Annotated in this window: 15 protein-coding genes and 1 pseudogene; 10 read left to right on the top strand and 6 right to left on the bottom strand. The window is 65.7% G+C overall.

All coding sequences use genetic code 11. From position 1 onward, the window contains the following. Positions 1 to 15 precede the first annotated feature (15 nt). Positions 16 to 1530 (bottom strand): MDR family MFS transporter, encoded by a 1515-nt coding sequence (locus tag BDO18943_RS36705; RefSeq protein WP_175026038.1) that lies wholly within the window; start codon positions 1528 to 1530, stop codon positions 16 to 18. 231 nt (positions 1531 to 1761) lie between these two features. Between BDO18943_RS36705 and BDO18943_RS36700 the strand changes: the two genes are divergently transcribed. Further along, the gene (locus BDO18943_RS36700) at positions 1762 to 3321 is read left to right on the top strand and encodes a methyl-accepting chemotaxis protein (RefSeq protein WP_175026037.1); all 1560 of its coding nucleotides are present in this window, start codon (positions 1762 to 1764) and stop codon (positions 3319 to 3321) included. A gap of 54 nt (positions 3322 to 3375) precedes the next feature. Here BDO18943_RS36700 and BDO18943_RS36695 read toward each other — a convergent pair whose 3' ends face one another. Continuing rightward, a complete protein-coding gene (locus tag BDO18943_RS36695; protein WP_175026036.1) occupies positions 3376 to 5043 on the bottom strand; it encodes an ATP-binding domain-containing protein in 1668 nt (555 codons plus the stop codon). A gap of 126 nt (positions 5044 to 5169) precedes the next feature. Further along, positions 5170 to 6024: a helix-turn-helix domain-containing protein gene (locus tag BDO18943_RS36690; protein WP_175026035.1), complete on the bottom strand. Its 855-nt coding sequence runs from the start codon at positions 6022 to 6024 to the stop codon at positions 5170 to 5172. 224 nt (positions 6025 to 6248) lie between these two features. Here BDO18943_RS36690 and BDO18943_RS36685 point away from each other — a divergent pair, with 224 nt between their 5' ends. Both BDO18943_RS36685 and BDO18943_RS36680 read left to right on the top strand, forming a co-directional pair. Next, positions 6249 to 7583, top strand: coding sequence for an NAD(P)/FAD-dependent oxidoreductase (locus BDO18943_RS36685; protein ID WP_175026034.1), 1335 nt, complete (start codon positions 6249 to 6251; stop codon positions 7581 to 7583). 82 nt (positions 7584 to 7665) lie between these two features. After that, complete coding sequence (locus tag BDO18943_RS36680; RefSeq protein WP_175026033.1) at positions 7666 to 8760, top strand: potassium channel family protein; 1095 nt, start codon at positions 7666 to 7668, stop codon at positions 8758 to 8760. A 264-nt stretch (positions 8761 to 9024) separates the two neighbouring features. On the opposite strand, the gene BDO18943_RS36675 is transcribed toward BDO18943_RS36680, so the two are convergent. After that, a complete protein-coding gene (locus BDO18943_RS36675) occupies positions 9025 to 9282 on the bottom strand; it encodes a hypothetical protein (protein ID WP_175026032.1) in 258 nt (85 codons plus the stop codon). A gap of 28 nt (positions 9283 to 9310) precedes the next feature. Between BDO18943_RS36675 and BDO18943_RS36670 the strand changes: the two are divergent. Further along, positions 9311 to 9844 (top strand): annotated as a pseudogene (locus BDO18943_RS36670) (porin); the annotation flags it as partial. A gap of 129 nt (positions 9845 to 9973) precedes the next feature. Further along, positions 9974 to 10633, top strand: coding sequence for a TetR/AcrR family transcriptional regulator (locus BDO18943_RS36665; protein WP_175026031.1), 660 nt, complete (start codon positions 9974 to 9976; stop codon positions 10631 to 10633). A 105-nt stretch (positions 10634 to 10738) separates the two neighbouring features. Here the strand turns inward: BDO18943_RS36665 and BDO18943_RS36660 are convergent, their stop codons facing one another. Then, the gene (locus BDO18943_RS36660; protein WP_235996286.1) at positions 10739 to 11707 is read right to left on the bottom strand and encodes a LysR family transcriptional regulator; all 969 of its coding nucleotides are present in this window, start codon (positions 11705 to 11707) and stop codon (positions 10739 to 10741) included. A gap of 955 nt (positions 11708 to 12662) precedes the next feature. On the opposite strand from BDO18943_RS36660, the gene BDO18943_RS36655 reads away from it, so the two are divergent. The 5 genes from BDO18943_RS36655 (at position 12663) to BDO18943_RS36635 (ending at position 19795) form a co-directional block, all read left to right on the top strand. Continuing rightward, positions 12663 to 13823, top strand: coding sequence for an efflux RND transporter periplasmic adaptor subunit (locus BDO18943_RS36655; protein WP_374101841.1), 1161 nt, complete (start codon positions 12663 to 12665; stop codon positions 13821 to 13823). A gap of 11 nt (positions 13824 to 13834) precedes the next feature. Further along, positions 13835 to 16993, top strand: a complete 3159-nt coding sequence (locus BDO18943_RS36650; RefSeq protein WP_175026030.1) for an efflux RND transporter permease subunit — start codon at positions 13835 to 13837, stop codon at positions 16991 to 16993. Then, complete coding sequence (gene adeC, locus BDO18943_RS36645) at positions 16990 to 18438, top strand: AdeC/AdeK/OprM family multidrug efflux complex outer membrane factor (protein WP_175026029.1); 1449 nt, start codon at positions 16990 to 16992, stop codon at positions 18436 to 18438. The genes BDO18943_RS36650 and adeC overlap by 4 nt, the downstream gene beginning before the upstream one ends. Positions 18439 to 18531: 93 nt before the next feature. Then, entirely contained in the window at positions 18532 to 19206 is a 675-nt protein-coding gene (locus BDO18943_RS36640) for a TetR family transcriptional regulator (RefSeq protein ID WP_175026028.1), read from the top strand. 52 nt (positions 19207 to 19258) lie between these two features. Continuing rightward, complete coding sequence (locus BDO18943_RS36635) at positions 19259 to 19795, top strand: MarR family winged helix-turn-helix transcriptional regulator (protein WP_175026027.1); 537 nt, start codon at positions 19259 to 19261, stop codon at positions 19793 to 19795. 237 nt (positions 19796 to 20032) lie between these two features. Here BDO18943_RS36635 and BDO18943_RS36630 read toward each other — a convergent pair whose 3' ends face one another. After that, on the bottom strand, positions 20033 to 20851 hold the full coding sequence (locus BDO18943_RS36630; protein WP_260865378.1) for an AraC family transcriptional regulator ligand-binding domain-containing protein: 819 nt from the start codon (positions 20849 to 20851) through the stop codon (positions 20033 to 20035). Positions 20852 to 21198 lie beyond the last annotated feature (347 nt).

Genomic DNA, 21198 nt, shown 5'->3' with positions numbered 1-21198 from the left:
CGATCCACGGGCGGCTCAGTGATGCTTGCGCAGCGGCGCATCCTCGACGAACCACGCGAGCACGAACGCGATCGCGATGACGGTCGCCGCCGCGAGATACACGACATGCAGCGAACCGGCGAACGCATGCAGGTACACCTCACGCACGGCATCCGGCAACTGGTGCACGGCGGCCGGGCCGAGCGCGGGCGGCAGCTCGGCGCCGGCCGGCAGCGCAGCCATCACCCGCGATTGCAGCCCGTGCGAGAACAGCGCGCCGAACGCCGCGACCCCGAGCGAACCCCCGATCGAGCGGAACAGCGTCGCGCCCGACGTCGCGACGCCCATGTGCCGGAATTCGACCGTGTTCTGCACGGCGAGCGTGAGCACGGGCATCACCATGCCGAGCCCGATCCCGAGCAGCGCCATGTACGCATACATCGTGTGCAGCGGCGTATCGAGCGTCAGCGTCGACAGCAGCGCCATCGCGATGCCGCCGGTCAGCGTGCCCAGGATCGGGAACATCCGGTACGAGCCGAGCCGCGAGATCAGCCGGCCGCTGACGATCGACGTCACGAGCATCCCGCCCATCATCGGCAGCAGCTGCATCCCGGCTTGCGACGGCGTCGAGCTCTTCACGACCTGCAGGTAGAGCGGGATGAACGTGACCGAGCCGAACAGCGCGATGCCGACGACGAAGCCGATCAGGCTGACCAGCACGAAGGTGCGATGACGGAACAGTTCGAGCGGCATGATCGGCTCGGCCGCGAGCCGTTCTTCATAGATGAAGCCGCCGATCGCGACGACGCCGAGCACGAGTGTCATCCATAGTTGCGGCGACGACCACGGCAGCAGCGAGCCGCCTTCGCTCGTGAACAGGATCACGCAGGTGAGGGCGGTGGCGAGGAACGCGGCGCCCATGTAGTCGATCCGGTGCTTCACGTGCGCGGTGTGCGGCCGGAACGCGACGCCGATCACCGCGAGCGCGAGAAAACCGAGCGGCAGGTTGATCGTGAAGATCCAGCGCCACGACAGGTGCTCGACCAGGAACCCGCCGAGCAGCGGGCCGATGATCGTCGCGAGGCCGTACACGCCGCCGAACATCCCCTGGTAGCGCGCGCGGCGGTCGGGCGGCACCAGATCGCCGATCGCGGCCATCGTGACGACCATCAGGCCGCCACCACCCAGTCCCTGCAGCGCGCGCAGCACGATCAGCTGCGTCATGTCCTGCGCGACGCCGCACAGGGCGGAGCCCGCGAGGAACAGCACGATCGCGGCCTGCAGCACGATCTTGCGGCCGTACAGGTCGCCGAGCTTGCCGTACAGCGGCAGCACGACGGTGGACGACAGCAGGTACGCGGTGACGACCCACGACAACTGGTCGAGCCCGCCGAGCTCGCCGACGATCGTCGGCAACGCGGTCGACACGATCGTCTGGTCGAGTGCGGACAGCAGCATGACGAGCAGCAGCGCGGCGATGATCAGCCCGGTCGGCGCGTCGCGGCGGGCCGTTTCGGCGGCCGGCGGAGTGAGGAGGGTGTCGGTCGTCATCGAGATATCTGCCATGGCAGGGAATTGTGTCGAACTATAGCCACAGATGATTGACTGGTCAATTTCTGCCCAGCCTCGATATGTTGCAGCCGTAACAGGAGATTGCCGGCCCGAAAAATTGATCGGGATCAGGCGGAAAGCAGGGCCGGACTCAAGTTTTCTGCAGGCAAACCGTAATCCAGAGTGCTGCGGACCGATTGCCGTGGCACCTTTCATCGCTCACGTCCCGTCATGAACCTGAACGTCCTGTTTTCCCGTTTCTCGATCCGTACGCGGATCTTCTCCACGCTCGGCCTCGTCGCCGCGCTGCTCGTCGTATCGGGGCTGATCGGCCTCGCCGGCATGCAGAGCTCGAACCGCGCGCTGGACGAGGCCTATACGCAGCAGCTCGCTGCGAAGACCGCGCTGTCGGCGGCCAGCCTGAACCTGACGGTCGTGCGTACGACGCTCGACCGCGCGCTGCTGCATCCGGAAGCGCCGGAAGTGCCCGATCTCGTCATGAAGGCCGAGAACTATCTCGCGAAGGCCGACACCGCCTGGCGCGGCTACGCGGCGATGCCGCACGACGGCGACGAAGGCCCGCTTGCGAGCCGCCTCGACGCCGCGCGTCAGGCGCTGATCGGGCAGGCGTTGAAGCCGATGATCGACGCGGTCCGCGACGGCCGCCGCGACGAGGCCGACCGGCTGCTGATGCAGGTCGCGCCGCCGCTGTCGGTCGCGCTCACGCAGGCGACCGATGCGCTCGATGCGTATCAGGCCGCGCGTGGCAAGGCGGTGTACGACACCGCGCAAACCTATTACGGCTGGATGCGCGTGGGCGCGATCGCGGGTATCGCATTCGGCCTCGCCGCATGCCTCGGCTGCGCGGTCGGCCTGCATTTCGCGATCACCCAGCCGGTGAACCGGCTGCTGTCGCACTTCCGCCGCCTGTCGGACGGCGACCTGACGTCGGAGGTGCGCTGGTCGTCGCGCGACGAGATGGCCGAACTGGTCAAGGGCGTGACCGGCATGCAGCGCAGCCTCGCGGACACGGTGCGCCAGGTCAGCCAGGGTTCCGAGGCGATTTCGACGGCGACGCACCAGATCGCGGCCGGCAATACCGACCTGTCGCAGCGCACCGAGGAACAGGCGTCCGCGCTGCAGGAGACGGCCGCGAGCATGGAGCAGCTGACGGCGACCGTGAAGCAGAACGCCGACCATGCGCTCGAGGCGCAGGCGTGCGCGGACAGCGCGAGCGAGATCGCGACGCGCGGCGCGACAGTGGTCGGCGAGGTGATCGGCACGATGAACGAGATCGACCAGAGCTCGCAGAAGGTCGCCGACATCATCGGCACGATCGAGGGCATCGCGTTCCAGACCAACATCCTCGCGCTGAATGCGGCGGTCGAAGCCGCGCGCGCGGGCGAGCAGGGCCGCGGCTTCGCGGTGGTCGCGGGCGAGGTGCGCACACTCGCGCAACGCTCGGCGTCGGCGGCGAAGGAGATCCGCACGCTGATCGGCGAATCGGTCGAGCGTGTCGCGAACGGTTCGCGGCTCGTCGGCGTGGCCGGCACGACGATGCAGGACATCCAGCAGGCGATCGGGCGCGTGACGGGCATCATGACGGAGATCGCGGCTGCATCGAACGAGCAGCGCGACGGGATCGAGCAGGTGAACCGCGCGGTGTCGCAGATGGACCAGGTGTCGCAGCAGAACGCGGCGCTCGTCGAGCAGGCAGCGGCGGCCGCTGCGTCGCTGGAAGAGCAGGCCGACGGGCTGCGCCGCGCGGTCGGCGCGTTCCGGGTCGCTTGATCGACCGGGGCGGCGACGGGTGGGCGCTGGCCAGCCGGTCGCCCGCCCGTTACGTCAGACGGCTGCCAGTTGCGCGGCCGCGCGCGACGACGCGACGATCAGCAGCTTCATCGTCGCACGCGTCGCGCCGACGAACAGCTTGCGCGCGGCACGCGCGTCGAGCGTATCGAAGTCGACCTCGGTGAGGATCACGCACGGCGCCGACTGGCCCTTGAAGCGGTAGATCGAATCGAGCAGCACATCGCCTTCGCGATACTCCGGGTTGCCGAACAGGTCGTACTTGCCGGTGAAGCTCTTGAGCCGGTGCGGGCCGAGCTGGTCGAGCGGTGCGAGCACCGAGCCTTCGCGGCCGCGATAAGACAGCAGCGCGATGTCCTGCTTGCGGAAGCCGAGCGACAGCGCGTGCGTGATCGCCCGCTTGGTCGCGTCGATGCAGGCGTCGGCCAGTGCGTCTCCCGACGCGCCTGCTTCCCCGTATGCCGACACCGACGGATCCGAACCGTCGAACGGGCTGCCCGAGCGCAGCTCGGCCGCCAGCGGCTCGACCCGGCCGACGATGTCGCGCACGAATTCGAGCAGGTCGCGCGGGCTCCGGTAGTTCGTGAGCGCCTTCAGCGTGACCCAGCCCGGCAGCGCGACGGGTTCGCGCATGTACAGGTTCTGCAGCGGATCTTCCAGCCACCACCATGCGCCATCCGGCGCCAGCAAGCGCTCCAGCGCGGCCGCCCACGGCGCATGGAAATCCTGCCCTTCGTCGACGACCAGCACGTCGAAGCGCCAGTGCTCGGGAATCGGCGTTTCCGCGAAGCGCGTTTCGAGCCGCTCGAACTCGCCGGGCACCTGGAAGTCGGGCGTATAGCCGCCGTCGCGTGCGACCCAGTCGCACAGCTGGTGGTAGTTCGCGATCTTCGCGCCGGGCGGCGCGATGCGCGCGATGTAGTCGGCGAGCGGCCGGTTGAAGCACACGTAGAGCACGCGCTTGCCGGCCGCGACCGCATCGCGCATCGCCTGCACCGCGAGCTGCGTCTTGCCCGAGCCGGCCGTACCGGTGACGCGCAGCCGGAACGGCGCGAATTCGAGCTGGCGCGCCCACGCGGCGAGCCCGCCCGACAGCCGCGTGACGAGCGTGCCGGCCTGCCCGACGAGCGCGCTCGTATCGGGCGTGAGCGCGAGTTCGTCAGCCAGGAAATGGTGGAGTTTCGGCGCGTTCGGAAAGTGCTCGTCGTCTTCGGGCAGGATCTGCAGGATCACCTGCGCGAGCTGCGCCTTGCGCGACGCATCGACGATGCGGTCGGCCGCGACGCCGGCGATCGACGCGTCGCGGATCGCGTAGTCGGGGCAGTACAGCAGCGCTTCGACACCGTAGACGCCCGCGCCGAGCGCGGCCGTCAGGCGCCGGTGCAGTGTTTCCTGCGTGCGCGCGAGCTGGATCGGGACATTGCGTTCCTTCTGCAGATAGACCTTCACGAGCCCCTTCGGCGTTTCGCGCAGGAAGCCGGCTTTCTGCTCGATCAGCAGCACGCGGCCGGCCGGGCTCACGACGACGAACGCGGCCTCGCCGAACACCGAGAATGCCTGATCGGCGCGCGTCCAGTGCACGCCGTGATACACGGTGTAGCTGTCGGGCAGCGCGTGTTCGAGCGCGGCGAGCGTTTCGCGCTCGCGTTCGGCCGCACCGGTCGCGGCGAGGCTTTTCCAGTCGTCGGGGATGAGGCGGGCCATGGCGTCGGGCGGCGGAAGCCGGCGTGGGCGTGAACGGGTGCGGCTATTGTACTGAGCTATGAGCCTGTTCACGACCGCCGGGCCGCGCGGACGTTGGCCGTCCGGAGGCGGAACGGCCCGGGGACGTTACCCGCGCGCGAGCCGTTTCGCGAGGTCGGCGCTGAGGATCGCCATGCGCGCGGGCTTTTCGTAGCAGACGACGTCGAACGCTCGGATCACGTCGCTGATATCGGCCTCGCTCGCGCGGCCGGTGAGCAGGTCGCCGGTCAGCACGAAGATCGGCGCGCCCGGGTTGTCGGACGTGCGCACGGCCTTGATTGCGGTGGCGGCCGTGCTGTCGTCGAACAGCCATTCGGTCAGGACCGCGTCGAACGCCTGGCCCTGCAGCGCGTCGACGAACGGCGCGAGGCCGTCGAATGCGGCCGTCGCGAAGCCCTGCCGTTCGAGATAGCGGCACAGCTCGGTCGCGCTGACGCGATCGGGGTCGATCACCGCGACGACGAGCTTGTCGTTCTCCGCGCGGCGTGGATAGATCTCGATCTTGTGCACGTCGTACGCGTTCTGGTACAGCACACCCGTGTGGCGCAGCACGCGCCAGCGGCCGTTTTGTTCATACGCGACGAACTCGGGGCGAGCGCCGGCTTCGAGCGGCGCGCCGATCCATGCGGTGCACGGAATCTCGGCGACGCCCGCATAAAGGACGGCTTCCTGCGAATAGGCGCCGACCATGCCGGGGTCGAGCGTTTGCGCGCCGAACAGCTGGGCGGCGGGTTCGCCGTATGCTTCGGCGACTTTCTTGATCTGCGCGAGCGTCCAGGGGCTGCTGCCGCGCAGTTTGCGATGGCCTTGCGAGAAACTCAGGTCGAGGATGCGGCACAGCTCGGTGGTCTGCTGGCGCTTGCCGATGCCGTTGCGGGTCATCAGCTCGCGCACGCGCTCGGCAACCGCGAGGGAATCCGTGGTGATTGCTTCAGTGGTCATGCTACGGGAACGGATCGTGACGTTCAGAACGACGCCTTTCGGCAGTCTCGACGGACAGTCTTCAAGACGTCCAGGGGCGAGCCGACCGGCCACGCGCGGAAAAGATAACTTTACCGCAAAATGGTCGTCATTCAGCGCCGTGAAAGGTGCGTTTGTGTGAAAGGTGTGTCACGACGTTACCGTCGCGGTTCGTATCCGGATGCATTAACGCCTGACAGGAAACAATGACGACAACTTATCCGCTGCACGATGCCCTGACCCCCGCCGGCACGCGATTCCCGGCAGAAGCCGACGTCGTGATCGCGGGTGCCGGCATCATGGGCTGCGCCGCCGCGTATTACCTGGGCCTGCGCGGCCTGAAGGCCGTCGTGCTCGACAAGTCGCGCATCGCCGGACAGCAGTCGACCCGTGCGTGGGGCTTCGTGCGGCAGCAGGGCCGCGAAGCGGCCGAGGTGCCGCTGATGATGGCCGGCATGCGGATCTGGGAGGGGCTAGAGGAAACCCTCGGTTTCGACCTCGAATGGCGGCAGGGCGGCTGTCTTTATATTGCGGACAACGAAACGGACTGGGCGTCGTTCAACGCGTGGCTCGCCGTCGCGCGCGAGCACGGGCTAGACACGCGTACGCTGACGCGCGCGCAGATCGACGAGCGCGTCAGCGGCCTTTCGTCGCAGGCACGCACGCTCGGCGGACTGTACACCGCGACCGACGGCCAGGCCGAGCCGCGCCGCGTGGCCGCCGCGTTCGCCGCGCGTGCCGCCGAGGCGGGCGCGCGCTTCTTCGAAGGCTGCGGCGTGACCGCGATCGAGACGGCCGGCGGCGCGGTGGTCGGTGTCGTGACCGAGCGCGGCACGATCCGTACGCGGCGCGTGATCTGTGCGGCCGGCGCGACCAGCTTCCGGCTGCTCGACGGCGTCGGCATCCGGCTACCGCAGCAGGCCGTCCGCGGCACCTGCATGCGCACCAATGTGGTGCCGCCGGTGTCGGCGTCGACGGTGTGGGGGCATGGCCTCGGCATCCGGCAGCGCAAGAACGGCGCGATCAATCTCGCCGACGACATGCAGGTCGACGTCGACCTGACGCTCGGTCACCTGCGCGGATTGAGCCTGTTTTGGCCGGAGTTCTGGTCGCAGCGCGACAAGTTCCGGCTGCACGTGAACGGGGCTGCGTGGCGCGATGCGCTTGCCCGCATCAACGGTGCGGCCGGGCCGATCGAGCCGCGCGATCCGCAGCCGCAGCCGAATCGTGCGCATGCGCCGCGTGCGCTCACGAAACTCAAGACAATCTTCCCCGCGCTGAAGGACGCGCAGATCGTCGAAGCCTGGGCCGGCCTGATCGACGTGCTGCCCGACGGCATTCCGGTGATCGATGCGCCGGGCACGCCGTCCGGGCTCGCGATTGCGACGGGATTCTGCGGCCACGGTTTTGCGATGGGGCCGATCGTCGGGCGACTGCTTGCCGAATGGGTCGACACGGGCGCGCCATCGCTCGACCTGTCGGCGTTTCGCGCGCAGCGCTTCGTCGACGGGACGATGGTCCGGCCGCGCAGCATGTTGTAGCAGACGAAGCGACGCGATGACGTCGGCCGGTCGCGGCCGACCCATCGTAGAATCGAGCCCGCATCCTTCAGGAGATTCCCCGTTGGCAACGCCTTCCGCCCAGCGCCGCTCGTTGCGCTCACGCCTGCGTCGCGCCCGTAATCCGTGGCAGGCGCCGCGTGCGCGCACGCTGTTCACGCGTCCCGCGACGTCGCCGCGGCGCACGCTGCTGTTCCGTATCGGCGCGGTCGTGCTGCTGTGCACGCTCGCGTTCCTCGTGCTGTATCTCGATCGCGATGGGTTGCGCGATTCGACCAAGAGCACGCCGATGACCGTCGCCGATCTCGTGTACTTCACGATGGTGACCGTCGCGACGGTCGGCTACGGCGACATCGTGCCCGTCACCGCACGGGCGCGCCTGATCGATGCGTTCTTCATCGTGCCGATCCGTATCGTCATCTGGTTCATTTTCCTGGGCACGGCGTATCAGTTCGTGATCCAGCGCGTCATCGAGGAATTCCGCATGAAACGCCTGCAGAAGCAATTGTCCGATCACATCGTCGTATGCGGTTATGGCCTGTCGGGGTCGATCGCGGTGCGCGAACTGCTCGAGAGCGGCGTCGATCCGGCGACGCTCATCGTGATCGATTCGCAGCAGCAGGCGATCGAGGCCGCGACGTCGCTCGGCGTGGCGGGATTGCTCGGCGATCCCGCGCACGAGGATTTGCTGCAGCAGGCACAGGTGCGTGAAGCGAAGGCCGTGATCATTTCCGTGACCGACGATCCGACCGCGATCCTGCTGACACTGTCGGTGCGCAGCATCGCGCCCGATACGAAGATCGTCGTGCGGATCCAGGAGAACCTGTACCAGCGGCAACTGCGGCAGGCGGGGGCGGACGTGATCGTGTCGTCGACGAAGATCGGCGCGCTGCTGCTCGCGGATGCCGTGCATAGCCGCTATATCGTGCCGTTCGTGAACGACATGCTGTCGACGCGCGGCCGCGCGACGCTGCTGGAGCGCGAGGCGATGCCAAGCGAGATCGGCTGCCTGACGAACGTCGTGCCGGGCGCGATCGTCGTCGGGCTCGATCGGTGCGGGAAGATTTTTTCGTTCTACGAGGACCCGCCGTGCAGGATCGAGGCGGGGGACACGCTGGTCGTGATCCAGTCGGCGCGGATTCCGGATCCGGATATTTGATGGGCGGGCGTTCGATCCGAACGCAGCCCGAGCAACTCAGGCAGATACGCCGACCGACTTCAGCGAGGGCGGTCGAAGATCACCGCCATCGGGCAGCCGGTGCCGCTCGCGAAAGGGCGGTGCAGGGTGCAGGCCGTCTCAACGGCGACGCGACGGCGTACCCGATGGCACGCGGCCCGGCATGACCACTTCGCGATCGCTCGACGGTCGCGGGTGCCGAGCCCGTGCGGGGTTGCCGATGGACGCGCAACGGCCGCGACGGCGTTACTTGAAGAAATCGGTGACGTAATCCGGCAGCGGCATTTCGGCAAGGCGGCGGGCTTCATCCGGTGCGATGCCATAGAGCCGCATCAGGCATTCGACTGTCTCGGCGGTGATCTGCGCACTCGGGCCGCCGTCGAGAATCCGGGTCATCGCACTGATCAAGGCTGCGATCGTGATGTCCGCCGCGGTGTCGATGAACTGAATCGAGAACCGCTTTTGCGCGGCGCCGTCACCAATGTCTTTCGACGCCCGAACCACGAACGTCTCGTTCATCTGCCGGTGTGAAGCGTCAATGGCACTGGGGGGCGCCGCCGGCAATTTCCAGGCCGGCCGTCAGTATTCGGCGAGCCTGAAATACACGGTCGGCAATCTCCTGATCAGCGCGGGAGTCTATTCCGGCAACAGTGGCGGTACGGTGTCGACGCCGATTCCGACGACGGTCGAATTCTGGGGGCGCGCGATCGGCGCAACCTACCATTTCGGCGTCGTCACGGCGAAGGCGCAGTTCGTCAACTACAAGGTGGCGCACTCGTACGATTCCAATGTGTACAGTGCAGGCCTGGACAGCTACGTGACACCGCAGTTGAATTTCAACGGAGGGATCTATTTCACCAGTGACCAGAATCACACGGCGAATCATTCGATCATGGGCGCTGCCGGGGCCACCTACAACCTGTCGAAAAGCACGGCGCTCTGCGCGCAAGTCGCTGTCGTGAACAACCACGGCACGATGAATACCGGCATTTCCGCAGACGGGGCACTGTATGGCGTTCAGGGGACGACCGTCGGTGCCGATATCGGTATCCGGCATTTCTTCTGAACGGCGGGTGTCGGTGTGGCGGGTATGTCGGGGTGAACGATCGCGGCGCGTATGGACGGTAATCGCGTTGGGCGCGCAACATGTGCTTGGTATACTTCGACCTCTTCCCGCCTTCGACGCTATTCCTGCATGCCCAGCTCCGATACTTCGGCCAAGCGCCAGCTCACTGCCAAACGTACCAGGGGACGCCCGTCCGGCACTGCGCACGTGGGTTTCGATTCGCTGCTGCGATGTGCGCGGCAGCGGTTCGCCAAGCAGGGCTACGCGGCAACCAGCGTGCGGGAAATCGCGGGTCTGGCCGGTGTCGATCCTGCATTGATGGCGCATCATTTCGGGTCGAAAGAGGGGCTGTGGACGGCGGTCGTCGACCAACTGGCCGCGCAACTGGCACCGTTGATCGAGATGACGAAACAGCTCCGCAACAGCCGGATGTCGCCGGTCGAACGGATCAGGCAGGCATTGACACTGTTCATCGACAACGTGTTCGCCAACCCGGATATCGGCATGTTTTTCTCGACCGCCACGACGGAGCACGGCGAGCGCTTGAACGTCCTCGTGGAACGGTTGCTCGGCCCCTATCGTGACGCGTTCATTCCGCTTCTCGCGGATGCAATCGAAGCGGGAAAGATGAAGTCTCACGATCCCGAGCTGATGCACGCGATGATCGTGAATGCGATCAGCAATACGATTTCGTATGGCCACGTGTTCGCGAAATTTTCAACGCTGCCCGATCACCCCGAAAAATTCAAGCAAGGCGTCCTGGATATTGCGATGGGGCTGCTGCGATAGCGTGGCCGTCGCGCCGAAGTGCCAGGTGCGACGAAATTCCGGTGAGGTGCGTGGTGACGAAGGTCGCGGGGCCGGCGCATCATGCGGCCGAGCGGGCAGCCGCTGTCACGCGGCATCCGCGCTTGCCTGGCATTGAGCCGATGCGGCGCCGTGCCAGGCAGTCTCGGATTCGTCGAACGTCGCCAACAGATGGTCGATGAAGGTTCGCACCTTGGCCGGCAAGTGGCGACGGCTGGGGTAGACGATGCCGAACGTGGGCGAGGGCGCCCAGTAATCCTGGAGAACTCGCTTCAGCGTGCCTTTCTCGAGTTCCCGCTGAACCAGTGCGGGATGGATCAACGCGATGCCTGCGCCCGACAGGACCATCTGCATCAGAAAATCGATATTGTTGGCCACGACGGCCGGATGGCACGTGATCGTCACGGTGCCGTCGGCACTGTCCAGTTGCAGCTCGGATTTGCCGCGCTGGGGGGGCGAGATCGCGAGGTACGCGTGCTCGGCCAGTTCCTCAGGTCGCGTCGGCTCGCCGCGCCGCTGAAGATAGTCGGGGGATGCGCACGCGATGAGCGGCGAGCTGAAGACCGCGCGCGCGACGAGGCTCGTGCATGACAACGACGACAGGTCGAAGATGCCGGCATCGTATCCGTCTGCGACCAGATCGACCGGGCGATCGACCAGCACGGGAACGGGAACCACTTCCGGATACGAATCGCAATAGTCTCGCAGGCACGACGACAGGTGCCGCAGCGAAAGGCCGACGGAGACCGCTACGCGCAGGGTTCCGGACGGCGTTTGCGTGGGCACCGACACTGCGTGCTCGACTTCGGCGAGCTTCGCCAGAATGTCGCTGACGCGCGTGTAGTACGTCTTCCCGAAATCCGTGAGCGACACACTCCGCGTTCTGCGGACGAGCAGGCGCCTTTCCAGTTGTTCCTCGAGCCAGTTGACGCGACGGCTGATCATCATTTGAGAAATGCCGAGGCGGGTGGCTGCGCGGATAAAGCTTCCGTCGTTCACGACCTGTACGAACGACCGCATCGATTGAAGTTTGTCCATTTCGGTTTCCGGGTTCACGAGTCGTTTCCGTCCCGGACATATCGCGCCCGGCAATCGACGTGTTCGGCATGTGCTTGGGAACGGTCGTTGGCATCGTTCGCCAACATTATTCAACACATGGTGAATAAAATGATAGCGCAAAAATGATCATGCGTGAAGCGTGCCCGCGATCGCTTCGCGCTGTCATGTCCGCCACGACGGCTCAGTGCGTCGATCGGGGTGGCGGTAGCGCTTTCGACACGCTCGCCAGATTCGACGCCGACCCTTCGTCCAGGCGGTGCGATCGCTGAAATTCTTCTCCCGTCGGCGCACCTGGCACCTCGTTGCCTCGATCTGAGTGGCACTTCTATCCGCTGTCCGTTCTGCCACGTGAGTGCTGCTTGCGCCCGGTTTGGCGCTGCCTCGAGCGTGCCGTCCTGCCGCATGGCGCGACGATCGAACGGTTGACAGCGTCGCGACGGATGCCCTACCATCGCATTAAATCAACACGTGATGAATAAATTTCGACCATGAGGATTCCGGCCATCGGGGACGGATAGCGCGCAGCGCGCTCTGCTTCCGCCCCGCACGACAGGCGCCCGGCAACCCGGGTGGCATGCCTACCCCATCGGGTGGATGGTCCCGTCGCATCGCACGCGTCATTCGTACGGGTGATTCGTTGCGTCGGGTCGTGCGTTAACGGGCGCGATGTTCCGGACCGTTAACGTCCTTTCTTATAGATCAGTACACCTACGGAACGGGTGGGGGTCATGCTGCGCGCAGAAATTGTTGAAGGCGGTGCCACTTGCCGACTCGACGTTGCGTGCGGCGGATCGTATGCATGTCGCGATGGCGGATGCGCCACGCAGGCGTCCATATGGATCGACGAACGGGACTTGTCGTTCAGCCCGGCGCACCGAGGGGCTTCCCCAGCGGCTGCCGGATTCGCAACGTTGAGAGTGAGAAACATGAAACGAACAGTGAGGGATGTTGTATGTACCGGATGATCATTCCCAAGAGAAGCGCCTTGCTTGCGACGTGTGTCGTGGTCGGGTCGATGGCCGTCGCCGGATGCCAGAAGAAGGAAGCCGCGGTGGCGGCCGTCCCCGAGGTCGGCGTGGTCACGCTGCAGCCGCAGGAGATCACGCTCAAGTCGTTGTTGCCGGGCCGGGCGAATTCGTGGCGTGTCGCCGAGGTGCGCCCGCAGGTCAATGGCGTGATCAAGCGGCGGCTCTTCGTCGAAGGCGAGGACGTCAAGCAGGGGCAGCAGCTCTACCAGATCGACGATGCGCCTTACAAGGCCGCGTACGAAAAGGCGCGTGCCGCACTGGTGTCGGCGCAGCATCTCGCCGAGCGTAATGAAAAACTGCTTGCCGACAACGCGGTGAGCCGCCAGCAGTACGACGACTCGGTGTCCTCGTACCGCCAGGCGCAGGCGGATCTCGATACCGCGAAGGTCAACCTGGACTACACGAAGGTGTACGCGCCGATCGCCGGGCGTATCGGCCGCTCGCTCGTGACGGAAGGCGCACTGGTCACGAACGGCCAGGCGCAGTCGATGGCCGTCATCACGCAGCTCGATCCCATTTACGTTGACGTGACGCAGTCGTCGTCCGACATGCTGCGTCTGCGCAAGGAACTTGCCGACGGCCAGTTGCAGACCGTCAGCGCAGGGGCGGCCAGTGTCGGGCTGTTGCTCGAGGACGGCACGTCGTATGCGCACGGCGGTACGCTGAAATTCTCCGAGGTCAGTGTCGACGAAGGCACGGGCTCGGTAACGTTGCGTGCCCAGTTCCCGAATCCGGATCACCAGATCCTGCCGGGCATGTTCGTGCGCACGAAGCTCGACGAGGGCGTCAAGCGCGACGCGATCCTGGTGCCGCAGCAGGGCATCACGCGCGATACGACGGGCACGCCGGTGGCCTGGGTCGTCGATGCCGACGGCAAGGTGCAGTTGAAGCAGCTTGCGGTGGACCGGACGGTCGGCAATACGTGGCTCGTCCGCTCCGGGTTGAATGCGGGCGAACGCGTGGTGACCGAGGGCGTGCAGAAACTGCAGCCGGGCATGAAGGTGGTCGCGGTGCCCTCGACGAACGTCCATGTCGACCTGGGTGACGCGCGCATTGCCGCGCCGTCTACGGCAAACGGCAGCTAGTCGGAGCGCGCATGTCACAGTTCTTCATCAGGCGACCCATCTTTGCATGGGTGATCGCCATCGTCATCATGCTGGCCGGTTATCTGGCGATTCGCTCGCTACCGATCAACCAGTATCCGAACATCGCGGCGCCCGCGGTGTCGATCACGGTCAGCTACCCGGGTGCGTCCGCGCAGACGGTCCAGGACACGGTCGTCCAGCCGATCGAGCAGCAGCTCAACGGCCTCGACGGCCTGCGTTACATGTCGTCGGAAAGTAACGCCGACGGCAGCATGACGATCGTCGCGACGTTCGACCAGGGCACCAACCCCGATATCGCGCAGGTCCAGGTGCAGAACAAGCTGTCGCTCGCGACGCCGCTTCTGCCCCAGGAAGTGCAGCAGCAGGGGATTCGCGTCGTCAAGTACCAGATCAACTTCATGATGGTCGCGGCGCTCGTTTCCGAAGACGGGAAGATGTCGAGCGGCGACCTCGGCAACTATCTGGCATCGAACCTCCAGGATCCGATCCTGCGGACGAAAGGGGTGGGCGACTACCTGCTGATGGGTTCGCAGTACGGGATGCGGATCTGGCTCGACCCGGCGAAGCTCGACAGCTATTCGCTCACGCCGCTCGATGTCACGAACGCGATCCGGTCGCAGAACGTCCAGGTCTCGTCGGGCCAGCTCGGCGGGCTGCCGACGCGGCGCGGCGTGGAACTGAGCGCGACCGTGATCGGGAAGGTGCGCCTGCGTACCGCCGACGAGTTCAAGCAGATCCTGCTCAAGGTGAATGCCGACGGTTCGCAGGTCAAGCTTGGCGACGTCGCGACCGTGAGCCTCGGGCCGGAGAACTACTCGATCTCGAGTATGTACGACGGCAAGCCGTCCGCTGGTATCGCACTGCGTCTGGCGACCGGCGCGAACCTGCTCGAGACGGTGGAATCCGTCAAGAAGCTGCTCAAGGAACAGGAAGCGCTGTTGCCCCCGGGCGTGAAGATCGTCATTCCGTACGACACGTCGCCGGTCGTTCACGCGTCGATTCACGAAGTGGTCAAGACGCTGATCGAAGGGATCATCCTCGTGTTCCTGGTGATGTACCTGTTCCTGCAGAACATCCGCGCGACGCTGATTCCGACGCTGGCGGTTCCGGTCGTGCTGCTGGGGACGTTCGGCGTGCTCTCCGCGTTCGGCTTCACGATCAACACGCTCACCATGTTCGGCATGGTGCTGGCGATCGGCCTGCTGGTCGACGATGCGATCGTCGTGGTGGAGAACGTCGAGCGCGTGATGACCGAGGAAGGGTTGAGCGCGCGGGAAGCGACCAGCAAGTCGATGGGGCAGATCCAGGGCGCGCTGGTCGGCATCGCGATGGTGCTGTCGGCCGTGTTCCTGCCGATGGCGTTCTTCGGCGGATCGACGGGCGTGATCTATCGCCAGTTCTCGATCACGATCGTGTCGGCGATGGCGCTGTCGGTGCTGGTTGCACTGGTGTTCACGCCGGCGTTGTGCGCGACGATGCTCAAGCCGGGCGATGCCGATCATCACGTGAAGAAGGGCTTCTTCGGGTGGTTCAACCGGACGTTCGACCGCGGTACCGACCGCTACGAAGGTGCGGTCGCAGCGATCCTGCGCAAGAAGGGGCGCTACATCGTCGTCTACCTGCTGATCGTGGTCGGCATGGGCTTCCTGTTCACGCGCATTCCGACCGCTTTCCTGCCGGACGAAGACCAGGGGACGCTGTTCGTCCAGATCCAGATGCCGGGCAATGCATCGGCGGAACGGACCGAAGACGCATTGACCAAGGTACGCGACTACCTGCTGAAAGACGAGGCGGATGTCGTCGAGTCGGTCTACACCGTGAACGGCTTCAACTTCGCGGGGCGCGGACAGAACTCGGCGCTGGCATTCGTCTCGCTCAAGCCGTGGGAAAAGCGCAAGGGCAGCGATACGAGCGTGTTCGGCCTGGCGCAGCGCGCTGGCGGGGCCTTTGCAAAGATCAAGGACGGCATCGTGATTCCGATCGTGCCGCCCGCGATCATGGAAATGGGTAACTCGCAGGGCTTCGACGTGTACCTCCAGGACCGGAACGGTCAAGGCCACGAGGCGCTGATGGCGGCACGCGACCAGTTCCTGAAGCTCGCGCATGACAACCCGCTGCTGGCCAACGTCCGCCCGAACGGCATGAACGACGAGCCGCAGTTCCACATCGATATCGACGACGAGAAGGCGCGTGCGCTGCAGGTCAGCATCGCCGACATCAACGATACGATGACGGCCGCCTGGGGTTCCCAGTACGTGAACGACTTCGTCGATCGCGGCCGGGTGAAGAAGGTGTACGTCCAGGGCGTGCCCGATGCGCGCGTGGGTCCGGAGGATCTGTACAAATGGTATCTGCGCAACAGCAACGGCCAGATGGTGCCGTTCTCGGCGGTGGCGTCGGGGCACTGGGAATACGGTTCGCCGAAGCTCGAGCGTTACAACGGCATTCCGGCCGTCGAACTGCAGGGCCAGCCGAAAGCCGGCCACAGCTCGGGCGAAGCGATGCAGGAGATCGAGAAGATCGCGGCGCAGCTGCCGAACGGATTCGGGCTGGCGGTCACGGGGCTGTCCTATGAGGAACAGTTGTCGGGTTCGCAGGCGCCGGCGCTCTATGCGCTGTCGATCCTGATCGTGTTCCTCTGCCTTGCCGCGCTGTACGAGAGCTGGTCGGTGCCGTTCTCGGTGCTGATGGTCGTGCCGCTCGGCGTGATCGGCGCCGTGGTCGCCACGCTGGCGCGCGGCCTGACGAACGACGTGTTCTTCCAGGTGGGCCTGCTGACAACGGTCGGCCTGTCGGCGAAGAACGCGATCCTGATCGTCGAGTTCGCGAAGGAGCTGTACGAAAAGGAAGGCATGTCGTTGATGCAGGCGGCCGTTCAGGCGGCACGGCTGCGGCTGCGCCCGATCATCATGACGTCGATGGCGTTCGTGCTCGGTGTGCTGCCGCTCGCGATCTCGAACGGCGCCGGCTCGGGCAGCCAGCACTCCGTTGGCACCGGGGTGGTCGGCGGGATGATGACCGCGACGTTCCTGGCCGTGTTCTATGTGCCGCTGTTCTATGTGCTGGTGACGGGCCTGTTCTCGCGCGGCAAGACAGGCAAGGCCGACAAGGCCGACGACATCGACAAGGTTGACGAGGTGACCGCATGAAGATCCTGAAACTCGCGGTGTTGCCCGCGGCGCTGCTGATGGCGAGCTGCACGATGATCCCAACCTATCATCGTCCCGACCCGTCGGTCGCCGCGCAATACGCGGCGACTGCACCGGACACCGCCGGCAAGCCGTCGGCCGCGGAACTCGGCTGGCGCGACTTCTACACCGACCCGCATCTGCAGACGCTGATCGGCATGGCGCTGGAAAACAACCGCGACCTGCGCGTGGCCGTGCTGAACATCGAAGCGGCGCGTGCGCAGTACCGGATCCAACGGGCGGACCTGCTGCCGACGCTGTCGGCCAGCGCCTCCGGGTCGATCCAGCGGCTGCCGTCGGACCTGTCGACGTCCGGGCAGGCCGGCGTCACGCGCTCCTACAACGTCGGGGGCGTCGCGTCGTACGAGTTGGACCTGTTCGGCAAGATCCGCAGCCTGACGGAGCAGGCGATGCAAACCTATCTGGCGACCGAGGCCACGCGCCAGGCCACCCAGATCAGCCTGATCGCCGAGGTGGCCACTGCGTGGCTGACGCTGCAAGCCGACCAGGACATCCGGTCGCTGACGGCCGACACGCTCGCCAGCCAGCGGGCGTCGCTGAAGATCGTCGAATCGGGGTACCGAAACGGCACGTCGTCGCTGCTCGATCTGCGTCAGGCCGAGACGACCGTCCGTGCCGCGGAAGCGAATCTCGCGCAGTACGAACGGCAGGTGCGGACCGACATCAACGCGCTGACGCTGCTGGTCGGCGCGCCGCTCGACGACGCGCTGCTGTCGCGCGAATCGTTGGCGACGGTTCGGCTCGACGAGGATCTGCCGGCCGGGCTCCCGTCGGATCTGCTCGCGCGGCGGCCGGACATCATGGCGGCCGAGCATCAGCTGATGGCGGCCAACGCGAACATCGGCGCCGCCCGCGCAGCGTTCTTCCCGAGCATTTCGCTGACGGCCAGCGGCGGCACCGCCAGTGCGTCGTTGCGCAACCTGTTCGATCCAGGCAGCGCGGCGTGGTCGTTCGGGCCGACGATCAGCGTGCCGATCTTCGACTACGGGCGCAACAGCGCGAACCTGGCGGTATCGAAGGTCAATCGCGACATCGAAGTCGCGACGTACCAGAAGGCGGTCCAGACGGCGTTTCGCGAAGTCTCCGATGCGCTCGACGGGCGTGCGACCTGGGGCCAGCAGGAAACGGCCCAGCGCTTGCTGGTCGATGCGAGCCAGTCGGCATACCGGTTGTCTGACGTACGCTATCGCGAGGGTGTCGACGGCTACGTGAACGTGCTCGTCAACCAGCGGTCGCTGTACGACGCGCAGCAGAATCTGGTGAAGGTTCGGCTGGCGCGGATGACGAACACGGTCGATCTCTACCGCGCATTGGGCGGCGGCTGGCAGGACCGGACCGTGAAAGCCGACGTGCCGACCGGGCAAGCCGCGCATCCGCCGGGTTGATCCGTGCGCTGACGTGAAGCAGGACACCGTAACGGGCCAGGCCCGTTGCGGTGATTCAGGAGGCGTGCCCCGACACCCGGGGCTCGCAATCGCATGCCCTTGCCGGGCCGCTGCGAGGTGACAGGCGAGCCATCCCGAGGCGGATGGACGTTCGGAAACGTTATGGTGAAACGAACCCGTGAACAGGCACAGGCGACACGGGCCATCATCGTCGAGTCGGCGCAGGGCGTGTTCTTCGATCGTGGCTTCGCGCATGCGTCGCTCGAGGAAATTGCCCGCCGCGCCGGCGTCACGCGCGGGGCCGTGTACTGGCACTTCGAGAGCAAGCTCGACGTGCTCGATGCCATCTTCGCCGATGCGGCGATCCCGCTGGATCCTTTTCTGATTCCGCCGCGTCAGGATGCGGCGCATGCGCTCGATGCGCTGATCGATTCACTCGGCGCGTGCTGGCGGGCGGCAACCCGTTCGAAGCTGTCCCGTCGCCTGTACACGCTGTCCTACACGCGTTGCGAGAGCGCGGGTGAAACGGCCGCGTTCTGCGAGCGGGTTCGTCAGGCCGCGTGCCATGCCGAACAGCGCATCGAAGCCTGCGTGCGTCGTGCGATAGCGGCCGGACAGTTGGCGAGCGAACATGAACCGGCGGTGATCGCCAGCGTGGTTCACGCGACGTTGAGCGGATTGCTGCGCCGGGAGTTGACGCGGCCAGGAAGTCGCAATCCGGACATGGCTGACATTACCGAAATCGTCCGGACTCTGATTCAAGGATGAATGCGTCGGGCGCTCGGCGGACGGTGTAGCGCCGGGTTCCGCGCGTGCTGCCATGAATCCCGTACCGGAAGAACTTGAAATCGAGAAAGAAGGGTGCCGTGAAGTGGTGCAGGAGAGGTCTGGTTCGGATTCCAGACAACGGGAAATGAGCAGCCGGGGTATGTCCATCGTGCACCTGCTGTCGGCTGCCGAATCGTTGCTGTCCAGATGCGTCGACCGGCATGTCGAGCGGGCGCTCGGCATTACGACGTCGCAGGCGTCGCTCTTGCACGCACTCGATGGCGGGGAACCGTTGACGGCCGGCGAACTGTCCGATGCCTGCGGCATTGCCGGCAGCGCGGCGACGCGCCTGGTGGACCGGCTGGAGGCGCTGTCTCTCGTGACGCGAACGCAGAACGAGGATGACCGCCGTATCGTCCACGTGTCGCTCACGCGGGACGGGCGCCGGATCGCGGCTGCGTGGCGCGACGTGCAAGACGAGATCCAGCGCGAGATGAGCGCCTTCGCGAACGACGACGAGCTTCGGATGATGGGTGATTTGCTGTCGCGCATGCTCGTCAATGCGGCGCGACGCGATGCGAGCGGATGAGCGTCATGGCCGGCTTTTCCTTGCGTACCGACGGCTGCCTTCGCTGATGCGTCCCCGGTGCCGAACGGGACGGGCGTGCCTGCTCCCGGATCGGCCCTCCGACATCGACGCCGCTCATCGCGATCGATGCGCGGCAGCAGGCGCTCGAGATCGCGAACTTGCACGGATCTTCGACGGGGGCATGCCGAACCATCGTATCGACGAATGGGTGAGGACCGACTGATCGGAAAACCCCAACTAGCTCGTCAGTTGGGCCAGCGGGATGGTCGTCTGCTGCAGGTGGCGCAATGCGATTTCCTGCCGGACCTCATCCCGGACCCCTTCGAAAGTCGCGCCTTCGTCGGCCAGTTTGCGCTGCATGGTGCGTGGATGCACGAACAGCAGCTCCGCAATCGCCGACTTGCTTCCGCCGGTCGCGCCGAGCGTGCAATGCAGCGCCCGTCGCACGCGCTCGACCATCGACAATCCGGGGGCGCCGTAGTGCCGCTGCAGATACTCCAGCGCGATGTGCTTCAGCGACGCATTGACGTTCTCCAGCCGGCTGCCGAGGGTTTGCGGCGACACGTGCAAACCGGCGTGCTCCTGCTCCGTATAGATGCGCGCTGGCCCGAAAAAACGCGCATAGGCGCCGGGATCGGCACTGTTCCCGTACGGTAACGCCACCGCAAGCAGCCGATAGTTGTCCGCCGCGAAGGACCGCACCAGATGATGCATCCTGCCCAGGCACTGATCGAGCGCTTGCCGGGACACGGGCGCGCGAGGAACCAGCAACTCGAGACGGATCTCCGCCGCATCCTGGACCCGCGTGCTCGGTTCGATCACGGAAAGCTGTGCGGCCGGGCTGTGCACGTACAGATAACGGGACGCCGTCGTCATGGCCTCGCGGACATTGGCGGAATGCTGGATGGCCATCGCGAGCGGGCCGAGGTCATCTGAAAGTAAATCGTAATATCGTCGCCTTAGCGCATGACATGGCCGGCGTTGCTCACGCCGGCATGCACGGCCCCCGATCAGGGGAATCCATGCACTCAAACTACCCGAACGGGTAGCTGCCACCTGTCCCCTCCAAACCTACACTCCTTTCCAGAAACAACGCGACAGAACGGTGGCGATACCGCCGGGTCGTGACTCACGCGCCAAAACTGGTGCGCGACGTTGTTTGTTTCGTTGTGCTTTCGATTGACGCATTCGCGTCGACGGCAATCCTGTCGATCAATGTGCACGGTTGGCCGGACTCCACCCTGCGCCGACCGGGCCCGGGCAAGCCGCGGCCTCCGGTCTGACGGGCATTCGCGTCAGCGAAGCACCGACATCCAACAAACAGAGACTAGTGCAGTGTTCCGTTCTGTTTGGAACTTAAGCGACTGTTGGCGCGAATGACCTTCTGCAAGATGTCGCGCGCG

It is taken from the genome of Burkholderia aenigmatica, assembly GCF_902499175.1.
Lineage (GTDB): Bacteria > Pseudomonadota > Gammaproteobacteria > Burkholderiales > Burkholderiaceae > Burkholderia > Burkholderia aenigmatica.
This window is presented reverse-complemented; position numbering and strand designations above follow the sequence as displayed.

Excerpts from the sequence above, each read along its gene's own strand:
- BDO18943_RS36705 (WP_175026038.1), bottom strand. The coding sequence starts at position 1,530 with ATGACGACCGACACCCTCCTCACTCCGCCGGCCGCCGAAACGGCCCGC.
- BDO18943_RS36700 (WP_175026037.1), top strand. The coding sequence starts at position 1,762 with ATGAACCTGAACGTCCTGTTTTCCCGTTTCTCGATCCGTACGCGGATC.
- BDO18943_RS36695 (WP_175026036.1), bottom strand. The coding sequence starts at position 5,043 with ATGGCCCGCCTCATCCCCGACGACTGGAAAAGCCTCGCCGCGACCGGT.
- BDO18943_RS36690 (WP_175026035.1), bottom strand. The coding sequence starts at position 6,024 with ATGACCACTGAAGCAATCACCACGGATTCCCTCGCGGTTGCCGAGCGC.
- BDO18943_RS36685 (WP_175026034.1), top strand. The coding sequence starts at position 6,249 with ATGACGACAACTTATCCGCTGCACGATGCCCTGACCCCCGCCGGCACG.
- BDO18943_RS36665 (WP_175026031.1), top strand. The coding sequence starts at position 9,974 with ATGCCCAGCTCCGATACTTCGGCCAAGCGCCAGCTCACTGCCAAACGT.
- BDO18943_RS36655 (WP_374101841.1), top strand. The coding sequence starts at position 12,663 with ATGTACCGGATGATCATTCCCAAGAGAAGCGCCTTGCTTGCGACGTGT.
- BDO18943_RS36650 (WP_175026030.1), top strand. The coding sequence starts at position 13,835 with ATGTCACAGTTCTTCATCAGGCGACCCATCTTTGCATGGGTGATCGCC.
- adeC (WP_175026029.1), top strand. The coding sequence starts at position 16,990 with ATGAAGATCCTGAAACTCGCGGTGTTGCCCGCGGCGCTGCTGATGGCG.
- BDO18943_RS36640 (WP_175026028.1), top strand. The coding sequence starts at position 18,532 with ATGCCCTTGCCGGGCCGCTGCGAGGTGACAGGCGAGCCATCCCGAGGC.
- BDO18943_RS36635 (WP_175026027.1), top strand. The coding sequence starts at position 19,259 with ATGAATCCCGTACCGGAAGAACTTGAAATCGAGAAAGAAGGGTGCCGT.